The organism is Rhizobium binae, assembly GCF_017357225.1.
Taxonomy (GTDB): domain Bacteria; phylum Pseudomonadota; class Alphaproteobacteria; order Rhizobiales; family Rhizobiaceae; genus Rhizobium; species Rhizobium binae.
In genome coordinates this window covers 656,428-668,379 of the sequence record NZ_CP071604.1, presented here as the reverse complement: position 1 = coordinate 668,379, position 11,952 = coordinate 656,428, and the positions used below count along the sequence as shown (strand labels likewise).

At 60.6% G+C, this 11,952-nt stretch carries 10 protein-coding genes; 5 read left to right on the top strand and 5 right to left on the bottom strand.

What is annotated here, in order from left to right; genetic code table 11:
- Positions 1-2: 2 nt before the first annotated feature.
- The 5 genes from ku to J2J99_RS03255 all read right to left on the bottom strand — a co-directional run bounded on the left by ku (position 3) and on the right by J2J99_RS03255 (position 6,161).
- Entirely contained in the window at positions 3-803 is an 801-nt protein-coding gene (gene ku, locus J2J99_RS03275) for a non-homologous end joining protein Ku (protein WP_168295912.1), read from the bottom strand.
- 98 nt (positions 804-901) lie between these two features.
- Positions 902-2,047, bottom strand: coding sequence for a right-handed parallel beta-helix repeat-containing protein (locus J2J99_RS03270; protein ID WP_168295911.1), 1,146 nt, complete (start codon positions 2,045-2,047; stop codon positions 902-904).
- A 328-nt stretch (positions 2,048-2,375) separates the two neighbouring features.
- Complete coding sequence (locus J2J99_RS03265; protein ID WP_168295910.1) at positions 2,376-3,398, bottom strand: ABC transporter permease; 1,023 nt, start codon at positions 3,396-3,398, stop codon at positions 2,376-2,378.
- A complete protein-coding gene (locus J2J99_RS03260) occupies positions 3,382-4,917 on the bottom strand; it encodes a sugar ABC transporter ATP-binding protein (protein WP_168295909.1) in 1,536 nt (511 codons plus the stop codon). Before J2J99_RS03260 ends, J2J99_RS03265 begins: the two co-directional genes overlap by 17 nt.
- 257 nt (positions 4,918-5,174) lie before the next feature.
- Positions 5,175-6,161, bottom strand: a complete 987-nt coding sequence (locus tag J2J99_RS03255) for a sugar ABC transporter substrate-binding protein (RefSeq protein WP_168295908.1) — start codon at positions 6,159-6,161, stop codon at positions 5,175-5,177.
- Positions 6,162-6,474: 313 nt separating this feature from the next.
- On the opposite strand from J2J99_RS03255, the gene J2J99_RS03250 reads away from it, so the two are divergent.
- From J2J99_RS03250 to J2J99_RS03230, 5 genes are all read left to right on the top strand, one after another.
- Positions 6,475-7,485: a LacI family DNA-binding transcriptional regulator gene (locus J2J99_RS03250; protein ID WP_168295907.1), complete on the top strand. Its 1,011-nt coding sequence runs from the start codon at positions 6,475-6,477 to the stop codon at positions 7,483-7,485.
- A 221-nt stretch (positions 7,486-7,706) separates the two neighbouring features.
- On the top strand, positions 7,707-8,438 hold the full coding sequence (locus J2J99_RS03245) for a FadR/GntR family transcriptional regulator (RefSeq protein ID WP_168295906.1): 732 nt from the start codon (positions 7,707-7,709) through the stop codon (positions 8,436-8,438).
- Positions 8,435-10,021, top strand: a complete 1,587-nt coding sequence (locus J2J99_RS03240) for an ABC transporter substrate-binding protein (protein ID WP_168295905.1) — start codon at positions 8,435-8,437, stop codon at positions 10,019-10,021. The genes J2J99_RS03245 and J2J99_RS03240 overlap by 4 nt, the downstream gene beginning before the upstream one ends.
- Positions 10,022-10,095: 74 nt before the next feature.
- Positions 10,096-11,055 carry an ABC transporter permease gene (locus J2J99_RS03235; protein ID WP_168295904.1) on the top strand — a complete coding sequence of 320 codons (960 nt, stop codon included), beginning with the start codon at positions 10,096-10,098 and terminating at the stop codon, positions 11,053-11,055.
- A 3-nt stretch (positions 11,056-11,058) separates the two neighbouring features.
- A complete protein-coding gene (locus tag J2J99_RS03230) occupies positions 11,059-11,934 on the top strand; it encodes an ABC transporter permease (protein WP_168295903.1) in 876 nt (291 codons plus the stop codon).
- Positions 11,935-11,952 lie beyond the last annotated feature (18 nt).

Below are 11,952 nucleotides of genomic sequence, written 5' to 3'. Positions count from 1 at the left end.
AATTATCGCGGCTTCCTGCCGCCTTCCGCGAGGCTCTTCTTCAACGCGTCCATGATATTGATGACGTTGCCTGTCGATTTCACCGATGGCGGTTTCTTGGCGGGCGCCGCCTGCTTCAAGCTCTTCTGTTTGCCGCGGATCATAGACTTCACGCGTTTCTGGATCGGGTCCTGCACCATGGCCGGGCTCCAATCCTTGGTCTGTTCCTTCACCAGTTGCTTCATCAGCGTCAAAAGCTTGCTGTCGATCTTTGTCCTGCCGTCGATCTCGGCCAAGGGTTCACGCACCTCGTCGCCATAACGCAGGGTCCAGAGAATGATGCCCTTGCCTTGCGGCTCCAGCAGCACGGCCCGCTCGCGGCGATAGAGAACCAGACGGGCAATGCCGACGACGTCGTTCGCCTTCATCGCCTCGCGGATGACGCAGAAGGCTTCCACGCCGACCTTGTCCTCGGGCGCCAGAAAATGCGGCTTGTCGTACCAGATCCAGTCGATCGAGCCGCGCGGCACGAAGCTGTCGATATCGATGGTGCGGGTGCTTTCCAGCCCGACTTCCTCGATCTCCTCGTCTTCGAGAAGAACATAATCATCCTCGCCGCGCGGATAGCCCTTCACCTGGTCCCTGTCGGCCACCGGTTTGTGGGTCAGGCTGTCGACATAGCGGCTTTCGACGCGGTTTTTCGTCTGGCGATTGAGGACGTGGAAACGCACTTTGTTGCTCTCGGTCGTCGCCGGCGTCAGCGAGACGGCGGCAGTGACGAGCGAGAGCTTGAGATAACCTTTCCAGAAAGTCTGGCGTGCCATGGCTGTCCTGTCTCCGGGACACGGGGTGGGACATGGCGATCAACGGTAAAGCCGGGCCTTTGGTTCCCAGGGCGACCCGTGGCTGCGCGCGGCGCCGTTCAGATCGAGAGATACCGCTTCTGCCAGGGCAGCATTTTTTCCTGCCATGCGCGCGGGATGAATTCGTCATAGGCTGTTTCGGCGATCGCCAGCATCCAGTTGCGACCCTTGCGGGCGAGCAGCACGCAGGACAATTCCATGCCGGGCTCGGCGGCAATGGAAGGCCGGTTGGCGCCGGGGATATCTACCCCTTTGTCACGCCATTGGATGCTGATCTCATCGGGCTCGGATGTCCACTCGCCCGAGGCGACGGAGACTTTACCGTCGGCATTGAAGCGAAGCGGCGGCGGCGTCACGTTAAGGAAGCTGCCGTCATTGTGATAATTGCCGTCAATCTGGCCGGCCGTGGCTTCGCCCTTTCCTTTCATAAGGATGTCCTGCCGGCAACGCATGAATATGTTGCGCCGGAAGCTCCCCGACCACGGGCGATTGGCGAAGAAGGCGACGTCGCATTCGCTGATGACGTTGTCGTGGATGTCGATATCCCTGCGGAGTGCCAGCTCCTGGTCGGAAAAGCCGCTGAGACTGATACCGCGATTGTTGTTCTCGATCCAATTGTCGTAGAGGTGATGGCCGGAATGGTCGGCCTTGTCGCCGATGCCGTAGCCGAAGGAATAGTCGTTCATCCTGCCATCGCGCATGATGTTGCTGCGCACCACGGCATCGTCGCCGATCGACGAAAAGGAGAAATTCTTGCCGCCGATGAAGTTGTACTCGACGCGGTATCGCCGAGTTTTATCGCAGACCAGCGCACCCTTGTTCGACGTGCTCGTCGGCGACTGCAGGAAGAGATTGCCGCGGATCACCACGTCCGAACTGATATTGTCGTCGCTGTTTTGATAGGCGAACTGGCAGCAATCCGCGCCCTCGCCCGGCGCGGCACCCATGCGGTTGTTTTCCAGAAGCACATTCGACGTCTTCGTCAGATAGATGCCGTCGCCCCTGACATTCTCCGTTTCGCAGCGCCTGACGACGAGGTTCTTGCCATTGTGAAATTTGAAGCCGCGCGGCGAATTCTTGACGATGACGTCCTCGACCACCGTATCGGAAAACACCTGATAGGCGACGCCGACATCTTCCGCACCATCGATGACCTGCGCCCTCGTTGAGACGCCATGAGCTTTCTTTCGCAGGATTGCGGGCATCGGATCTCCATCGGCGCGACTACCTGCGGCCCCCGCACCTTTTGTCAGAGGCGCAGGGAAATGCGGTAACGCATTGAGCTGCTCATGGCCTACCCTTAAATCAATTCCGATTTAAGAAATACGCGGTCGCGCCGAATTAATGCAGGGCATGTGGCAGGAGTTTGACGGCCTGCTTCACTTCGCAGGCCGCCATGCGATCTCTAAAGCGCGTCGCATCGAATTTGATTCATCCGACGCGCTTTAGCCCTTTGTTTTGACGCATGTCGTTGTCCCGGAACCGCTACACACTTCCGGGCGACATGCATTGAGGCCAAAGCCCTGCAATCGGTCACCGGGTCTCGAGTATCCGCATCAGCCGGCCGCGATAGCTATCGAGGATAACCGCAAGCACGATGACGGCGCCGATGACGATCGGCTTGATGTTATCGTCGGCGCCCAGGAGCTGCAGTCCCGTCGACAGCACCTGCAGAATGCAGGCGCCGACCAGCGTTCCGACGATCGAACCCTTGCCGCCCGAGAGGCTGGTTCCGCCGATGATAACGGCGGCGATCGCATTCAGTTCATAGCCGATGCCGGCAACCGGGCTGCCGACGTTGAGGCGGAGCAGATAGACCATGGCGGCAATGCCGGAGGTCAGGCCTGAGATCGTGAACACCGCGATCTTGTAGCGCTTCGGCTCGTGTCCCGACAGCCGCACGGCCTCTTCGTTGGTGCCGATCGCAAAGACGAAGCGCCCGAAGACCGTATAACGCAGCACGAACCAGCCGACGAGGACGACGACGATCGCAATCAGGAAGATCGACGGGAAAATCCCCCAGAAGATCAGATTGCCGAAATCGACGAAGGGCTGCGGCAGGCCGGTGATGGTGGAGTTGTCACTGACGACGCGTGCCAAGCCGCTTGCCACATTCAGCATGCCGAGCGTGACGATGAAGGACGGAAGCTTCCACTTTTCGCAGACCCAGCCATTGATGGCACCAAGGATCGCGCCGGTGCCCATCGAGGCGAGCGACGCCAGCACGATCGCCTGCCAGGGGGAGAACCTCGGGTCGATCATGATCGTTGCGCCGATGACGGTACAAAGAGCCAGCAGCGAGCCGACCGAAAGATCGATGCCGCCGACCAGGATGACGAAGGTCATGCCCGAGGCGAGCACGGTGTTGATGGCGATCTGCACGAAGATCTTCAGGAAATTCTCCGGCGTGGCGAAATAGGGCGCCGTCACCGAGAAGAATATGACGATCAGGACGAGGGCGATGGCGACACCTGCCTCCTTCATCGAGATCCGGATGAGCTTGTCCCAGAAGCCTGTCTCTTTCGCTTCGATCTTGGTTTCAATGTTGCCGGACACGACTGTACTCCTTGTAAGCGAGTGAGAGGATCCTGCTCTCTTCGAATTGATCCCGCGCTATTTCGCCGGCCATCTTGCCGTCCGACAGGACGATGATGCGATGGCAGATGCCGATGAGCTCCGGCAGGTCAGAGGAGACGACAAGAACGCCCTTTCCTTCGGCGGCAAACTTCCAGAGAAGTTCATAGATTTCCGCCTTCGCGCCGACGTCGATCCCGCGGGTCGGCTCATCGAAAATCAGCACCTTGGGACCTCGGAACAACCATTTGGCGATCACGACCTTTTGCTGATTGCCGCCCGAAAACGTCCTGACCATCTGATGGATCGACGGGGTTTTGATGCGCAGCTCGCGCACGAGACGCTGCGCCTGCTCGTTCTCCGCCTTTCGGCTGATCAGTCCCTTGCGGGAGATCTTGCCGAGATCCGTCACCGTGGCGTTTTCCGCGCAGCTCATGTCGAGCATCAGGCCCTGCAGCTTGCGGTCTTCGGTCGCCAGGCACAAGCCGGCGGCAACCGCGTCTTTGGGCGAATGGATCGCAACCGGCTCGCCGTCGACGCGGATTTCGCCGCCGGCTTTGGCGTCGGCGCCGAATATGGCGCGCACCGCTTCCGTCCGGCCGCTGCCGACAAGACCGGCAATGCCGACGATCTCGCCCTTGGCGACGGAAAACGACAGTTCCGGACTTTTGCGTGTCACCTTCAGGCCGGAGACGCCAAGCGCTTCGCCGAACACGGCGCTGTCGCTGCGAAAGACGCCATGATCCGAAAGCGTTCGCCCGACCATCAGCTCGACGATATCGGGGATCGCCAATCCGGACAGCGGTCGGGTGATGACATGCTGGCCGTCGCGCAGCACCGTGACATCGTCTCCGACTTCGAAAATCTCCTCGAGCCGATGGGAGATATAGAGCGTCGTGACGCCGCGCGCCTTCAGCCGCTTCAGAATTTCGAACAGCCGGTCGACTTCCTTGGAGGTCAGGGTTGCCGTCGGCTCGTCGAGAACGAGCAGCTTGCTTTCATAGCAGAGCGCCTTGGCGATCTCGAGCAGCTGCAGCTGCGCGACGCTGAGGCGGCCGGCAAGCGTCGTCGGCGCCACGTCGAGGCCGACTTCCGCCAGCAGTTCGGCCGCGCGGCTGTTCATTTTCCGGTAGTCCACCAGGCCGTATCGGCGCGGAAGATGCTCGAAAAGCAGGTTTTCGGCGACGGTGAGATTGGAAAGGGGATGGAGCTCCTGGTGGATGACGCGAATGCCCGCCTTGAAGGCTTCCAGCGGCGAGCCCGGGTGATAAGGCTTGCCGTCAAAAGAAATGTGCCCGTCATCGGGCTTGAAGACGCCGCCCAGCAGGTTGATCAAGGTCGATTTGCCCGCGCCATTCTCACCGAGCAGGACGTGGCCCTTGCCGCGGCCGATCCGCATGGAAACATTGCGAAGGGCGACAACGCCGGGGAAGCGTTTGCCGATCCCATCCAGCGTCAAGATGTAGTCGTCTGCTGCGTCTGACACGTCCACCTCGTGCATGATCCGTTGAAATTCGAGATGGCCACCATCCGCACAAGCCGCAGTCCGCGAAACCCGCAATGAGCCTCATTCGCAGCGATCATCATGCAATCGGTTGGCAGCGGTCAGCACCGGCCTACAGCCGGCGCTTCCTTTGGCCCAAGAGCATGATGCCGAAAAGTGTAAGACGGCATCATGCTCTAACTCCTTAATTTAGAACAGGATTCAGATAGACCGACCGGGTCCAAAATCATCCCGTTCCAGGCCGAGAGTCTCGATTATTTGAGGTCGTCGGCAGTGACGAGCTTGATGTCGGTCTTGACCCAGCCGGTGAATTTCTCGCCGGCAAGTTCACGCATGCCGTAGTCGATGCCCATGACCGCCATCTGGGCGCCATACTGTTCGACGGTGGCAAGCATCTTTCCATCCTTGATCAGCGGCTGCACCGGCGGGATGTTGTCGAAGCCGACGACCTTGATCTTGCCGGCCTGGCCGGTTGCGTCGAGCGCCTTGACGACGCCGAGCGCCATCGAGTCGTTGGCTGCCATCACGCCTTGGATATCCTTATACTTCGTCAGGAAATTGGTCATGACGGTGTTGGCTTCTTCCGTCTCCCAATGGGCGGTCTTGCTGTCGAGAAGCTCGAGCTTGCCCGACTTAACGGAGTCCATGAAGCCTTCCTTCCGCTCCTTGGCGTTGTCGGCCTCTGGATTGCCCTCGAGGATGACAACCTTCGCTCCCGGGCCGAGATCCTTGGCCAGTGCGTCACCGGCAAGCTTGGCGCCTTCCTGATTGTCAGGACCGAAGAAGGCCAGGTCGATACCGGCCGCCTTCTTGGCATCGGCGTCGAGCGGCACGTCGATATTGATGACCTTGACGCCTGATTTCACGGCCTTGGCCAGCGGCGTTGCCATCGCCTTCGAATCGGCCGGGGCAACGACGATGATGTCGTATTTCTGCGTCACGAAGTTTTCGACGGCATCGACCTGGGCGGCGAAATCGCGCTCGTCCTTCATGCCGACGGCCTTGAAGTCGAACTTGTCCTTGTTCTCAGCCGCATACTTATCGGCGCCGGCCTTCATCTGCTTGAAGAACTCATTGGACAGAGACTTCATGATCAGGCCGACCTTGGGCTTGCCGGCCGCAAAAGCGGGCGACACGCCGCAGGACAGGGCAAGCACCAGGGTGCCGGCAAGTCCAAGCCTCAATGCCGCACGGCGCGGCGCACTCATCAGGACGGAATCACGCTTTGTAAAATGGGACATTTCTCTCCTCCGAACGGTTCCGGGCCTCCTCACCTGAGTGCCTTCGCAGATGAACCGTTTCCAACAACGCTTGCGTAACAATGCCTAGATCGATTGTCAAGGCACCGGAAACTAGAGGAACACGGCGCAAATTGGATCAAACCCTGCGCTTTATAGCCGAAGATAATGAACCGTTTCCATTGAGCGCGACCGAGCCTCGTGCTATCGTGATGTCATCACGTTTGACGAAGGCGCTGGAGATCATTAGCTGAGAGCTGGATGGGGCGCCCTCGGACGTCCCGACAATGAAGATGAAGGGACATGTTCTTCCATTATGCCAAAGGTCGGAATTCGAGACGTTGCCAAGCTTGCCGGCGTTTCCACCGGAACAGTCTCACGCGTCCTGAATGATCACCCTTCGGTGACGAATGAACTGAGGGCACGCGTCAGACGCATCATCGACGACCTCGGATATATGCCCGATCCGTCGGCGAGAAGCATGCGCAGCAAGGTCAGCCGCCTGATCGGCATCATCATTCCGGATCTGACCAATCCGTTCTTCTCCGAACTTGTGCAGTCGGCCGAACAGGCGGCGGCAAGTCATGGCTACAATATCATCGTCATGACGTCGTTTGACGATGCGGCCAAGGAGGCCGACCGCATCGGGCAGCTGACAAGCCGGAAGGTGGACGGGATCATTCTCGTTCCCAGCAATGATTTCCATACGCTGAAGCTGCCGAAGGCTCTACCGATCGTAGTCGTCGATCGCCTGATGCCGGGATATTCCGGCATCGCCTCCGATCACCGCAGCGGCGTGCGCCTCGGCGTCGAACATCTCTTGAAGCTCGGCCATCGCCGCATTGGCTTCATTTCGGGCCCCAGGCATTCCGTGCCTGCCAATGATCGCCTCAAGGGCTACCTTGATGCGATGGGACAATCCGATGACGACGGAGAAATTCAAGCTTCGCCGCTGATCGCCGAGGCGGCCTTCGACTATGAAAGCGGCCGGTCCGCAGGAAACTATCTGCTGGCGCGCGCGCGCAGCGAACGGCCGACCGCCATCTTCGCGAGCTCGGATCAGCAGGCGATCGGCTGCATGAGAGCGGCGCATGATCTGGGAATTCCGGTCCCCGCAGCCCTTTCCATCGTCGGTTTCGACGGCATCCCGCTGTCGAGCATGACGACGCCGCGGCTGACCACCGTCAAGCAGCCGATTCAGAAGATTGCCGCAGCCGCGGTCGCGGTTCTTTTGAACAAGCAACCGACGCCCGGCGTCGGCCATCCCATCCTGCTTGACTGCGAACTTTCGGCAGGGGAAACGACCTCTTCCCCGCAACCCGATTGACCAGATCCGTCGCCGGGCGCTTCTCCGACTTTCACCGATCATAGATTCGGCCCGCACGATCCGGACCGAAGCCACCGGCTGCGGCGCGGGCGAAACGCATCCGCCTTCCTCTGCCGCGGCGCAAGCTAGCTGATCTACCGCGCTTAAATCAAATCCTGTTGACGGATATCCTACAAGTGGATATGTTTCACCATCATCATTGCAGATCGAATGGGAACGGCATGTCGCTGAAATCGATGAAGCCCCTCGCCCGTGCGCCGCTTCTCCACGTCTCCGTGCAGGAAAGCCTGCGGGCCTATATCAGCGACAACGGCCTGAAGCCCGGCACGCTGCTTCCGGCCGAATCCGACCTGGCAAACCAGCTCGGCGTCAGCCGCAATTCCCTGCGTGAGGGCATCAAGGCGCTGGAATCCGTGGGCGTGCTGGAATCGCGGCGCGGCGTCGGCATCTTCGTCAAGGCCTTCTCATTCGAGCCGCTGCTCGACAATCTCGCCTATGGCCTCGGCGGCGCTCTGCGCCAGATCGAGGAGGTGATCGAGATCCGCCGGACCCTGGAAGTCGGCCTGATCGACAAGACGGTCGAAATGATCGGCGACGAGGATATCGCCGAGCTGCGCGCCACCGTGGACCGCATGCGGGTCCATGCCGAGCGTGGTCAATCCTTTGCCGACGAAGACCAGCTCTTTCATACCCTGCTGTTCCGCTGCCAGAACAACGAGACACTTGCCCGGCTGATCGATGTGTTCTGGCTCGCTTTCTACAAGGCGTCCGATTTCGTAAACCTCGACAATGTCGACCCCGTCGCGACCTGGAGGGATCATGCGGCGATCGTCGATGCCATCGAGGCAAGGGACGTTGCGGAAGCGCAGAAGCGCCTGGACCGCCACTATGACGGCATTTCCCGGGTGATCACCGCCAATAAGAAAAGTGCCAATGTGGGAGGAGCACAATGAAAGGACTGTTCAGATTATCATCCGCCATCGCGCTTGCTGCAATGATGGCGACGACCGCCATTCCGGTCTTCACCGGCCCGGCGCAGGCCGCGACGCTGTCGGGCGGTTTCGATGTCGGGCCTGGCGGCTTCCAGGGCAATTTCAACCCGCTCGCCGCGACGGGCGGCTTCACCTGGCTCAGCGTCTATTTCGAGCCGCTGGTGACCTATGACGAGAAGCTCGAGAAAGTCGTCGGCCAGCTCGCCTCGTCCTATGAGGTCAGCCCAGACCAGATGACCTACACGTTCAAGCTCGCCGACGCGAAATGGCATGACGGCAAGCCCTTTACCGCAAAAGACGCGAAGTTCACCATCGAGCTTGCCAAGAACGCCAAGACCGGCTCGGTTCTCGCGGCTCGCCTGAACGCCGTTTCCTCGGCCGACGCCAAGGACGACAAGACCCTGGTCATCAAACTGTCGGCCCCGTCGGCAAGCCTGATGGACACGCTGACGAAGGTGATGATGCTGCCGGAGCACGCGCTTTCGCAGATACCCGCCGATCAGCTCGCCAAGAACAGCTGGTGGTCGACCACGCCGATCGGCACGGGGCCGTTCAAGTTCAGCAAATATGTCACCGATCAATATGTCGAACTTGCCGCCAACACCGACTACCGGGGCGGCAAACCGGCGCTGGAAAAGATCATCAACCGCTATTTCGCCAATCCGGCTGCGGCAATCGCCGCACTGCGGGCCGGCGAGATCCAGTTCACCTATGTCGATTCCAACGATCTGAAGGCCTTCAACGACAATAAGGATTTCCGCGTCATCGAAGGCAATTCCTTCGTCGTCAACTATCTCGGCTTCAACCATGATTCGCCGATCTGGAAGGATGTCCGGGTCCGTCAGGCGGTGATGTATGCGATCAATCGCGACGCGATCATCCAGAGCCTTTACGGCGGCGCCGCCAAACCCGCCAACTGCGGCTATATCGCCGACCAGTTAGTGCCGAAGGGCATCGAGGCTTATTCCTATGATCCGGAAAAGGCCAGGCAGTTGCTGAAGGAAGCCGGCTGGGATGAGATCAACGGCGACAAGCCGATAACGCTTCTGACCTATTACACGACACCGCTTGCCGCCAATGTCATGGCTGCGGTCCAGGCGATGCTGGCGCAGGTCGGCATCAACGTCACGCCGCGCGCCGTCGACACGCCGACCTATAACAGTATCGTGCTCAACCCGACGCCCGATGTCGCGCAATTCCAGATGGTTTATGCCGGCCTGCAGAACGGCCCGGATCCGGGCAGCATCAATGTCGGCCTCAACGAAAAGCAGATTCCACCGGCCGGCCCGAACGTCGCGCGCGTGCGCATGCCGGTGCTGACCGCCGCTCTCGATGCGGCCCTTGGCGAGACGGATGCCGCCAAGCGCGACGGCCGCTACCAGGAGGTCTGCAGAGTAATGAACAAGGAACTGCCCTGGGGTCCGCTCTGGGTAGCGAAACGTTACGGCGTCGCCTCCGCCAAGCTCAAGGACTTCATCTGGACGCCTGCCCCCGGCGGCGGTCCGTACCAGGCGCACCCGGAAAAATGGGCGATCGCCGAATAGGGCGCGCCACGCATCCTGAGAAGCCAAGGGCGGCCAGCTAGCGACCTGTCTGCCCGCACCGGAACGGATTTTCCATGCTGAGATACAGCCTCCGGCGCCTGCTGATCGGAGTGGGCATGCTCATTGCCTTGAGCATGCTGATCTTCATCATGCTGCGCCTTACCCCCGGCGATCCGATCGACGCCTATATCGACCCGAATGTGCCGATGTCAGCGTCGGATCTTGCCGATCTGCGCCTTACGCTCGGCCTCGACCAGCCGCTGCCGGTGCAATATGTCGCCTGGCTGCAGCAGGCGCTGGTGGGAAATCTCGGCTATTCGATCAAACGGCCCGACCAGCCGGTGCTCGGCCTCGTGCTGTCGCGGGTCGGTCCGACGGTTCTGCTGATGGGATCGGCGATCGCGATTGCGATCATCGCCGGCATCGCGACCGGCATCGTCGGCGCGGTTCGTCGCAACTCGATCGCCGACCTGTCCTTGTCTGTCTTCGCGGTCACCGGCATTTCCAGCCCGCCCTTCTTAAGCGCGCTGGTCGGCCTCTATCTATTTTCAGTCTATTTCCACTGGATGCCCTCCGGCGGCATGCTGACGCCCGGCCTGGAATTTTCCGTCGCCGACCTCCTCCACCACCTCATCCTGCCGGCGACTCTGCTTGCCGTGGCGCAGACAGCGCTGATCATGCGCTACATGCGCGCTTCCATGCTTGAGGTCTTGAACCAGGACTATGTGCGCACAGCGCGCGCCAAGGGCGTCTTCGAATTCTGGGTCATTGCCAAGCATGCCTTGCGCAATGCGCTGCTGCCGGTCATCACGCTGATCGGGTCGACCATCGGCCTTGCGATCGGCGGCGCGATCTTCATCGAAAGCGTTTTCAACTGGCCCGGAATGGGCCTGTTGATGGTCGACGCGGTTGAGGGTCGCGACTATCCTGTCATCATGGGTTCGACGCTGGTGATCGGCGCCTGCGTCATCGCCGTCAACCTTCTGACCGACCTCGCCTATGCAGTGGTCGATCCGCGCATCAAGGTGGGCTGAACGATGCTGGCACGAAACCCTGCCGGCAGCCCGGGCCCGATCGCACGCTCCCTTCATCGCTTCCTGCTCAACCGAGCCGCCTTCGCCGGCCTGTGCATGATCACGCTGGTGATCATGGCGATCCTTTCCTATCCGTTGTGGTGGAGCTTCAAGCCCAATGACATCGATCTTCTGGCGATGAATGCGCAGCCGGGATCGAGACACTGGTTCGGCACCGACGGCGTCGGCCGCGACATCTTTGCCCGGGTCATGGACGGCGGGCGGATTTCACTCCTGGTGGCCATCACCTCGACCGTCATTTCCGGCGTCATCGGTTTCCTGGTCGGTGCGGCCTCGGCGCTTGCCGGCCGCTTTGCGGATGCCGTCACCATGCGTTTCGTCGATCTTGTCATGACCCTGCCGCCGGTCATCTTCCTGCTGGTGCTCGCCTCGATCGCCGGCACCGGCATCTGGCCGACGGTCTTCGTCATCTCGTTGCTCTCCTGGCCGCTGCTGGCGCGCATGGTGCGCTCGCGGCTGCTCGAACTTCGCGAGCGCGACTTCGTGATGGCGGCAAGAGGCATGGGGGCAGGTCTGCCGCACCTGCTCTTCCGCCACGGCCTGCCGAACTCGATCGACATCCTGGTCGTCTTCGCGACGCTGCAGATCGCCAATGCCATCCTGCTCGAGGCCGGCCTCTCCTTCCTCGGGCTCGGTATTGCGCCGCCGGCGGCAAGCTGGGGCAACATGCTGAATGCCGCCCGCTCCACCGCCGTGCTCGAACAATATCCCTGGCAATGGCTGTTTCCCGGCGGCTTTCTGGTGCTGACCGTCCTTGCAATCAACTTCATTGGCGATGGTCTTCGCGATGCCTTCGACCCTCGCGCCGAATTAAACTGACGATCGAAAGAAAGCGAA

Coding starts and splice junctions, on each gene's coding strand:
- J2J99_RS03255 (WP_168295908.1), bottom strand. CDS start 6,161: ATGTCCCATTTTACAAAGCGTGATTCCGTCCTGATGAGTGCGCCGCGC.
- J2J99_RS03270 (WP_168295911.1), bottom strand. CDS start 2,047: ATGCCCGCAATCCTGCGAAAGAAAGCTCATGGCGTCTCAACGAGGGCG.
- ku (WP_168295912.1), bottom strand. CDS start 803: ATGGCACGCCAGACTTTCTGGAAAGGTTATCTCAAGCTCTCGCTCGTC.
- J2J99_RS03260 (WP_168295909.1), bottom strand. CDS start 4,917: ATGCACGAGGTGGACGTGTCAGACGCAGCAGACGACTACATCTTGACG.
- J2J99_RS03240 (WP_168295905.1), top strand. CDS start 8,435: ATGAAAGGACTGTTCAGATTATCATCCGCCATCGCGCTTGCTGCAATG.
- J2J99_RS03250 (WP_168295907.1), top strand. CDS start 6,475: ATGCCAAAGGTCGGAATTCGAGACGTTGCCAAGCTTGCCGGCGTTTCC.
- J2J99_RS03245 (WP_168295906.1), top strand. CDS start 7,707: ATGTCGCTGAAATCGATGAAGCCCCTCGCCCGTGCGCCGCTTCTCCAC.
- J2J99_RS03230 (WP_168295903.1), top strand. CDS start 11,059: ATGCTGGCACGAAACCCTGCCGGCAGCCCGGGCCCGATCGCACGCTCC.
- J2J99_RS03235 (WP_168295904.1), top strand. CDS start 10,096: ATGCTGAGATACAGCCTCCGGCGCCTGCTGATCGGAGTGGGCATGCTC.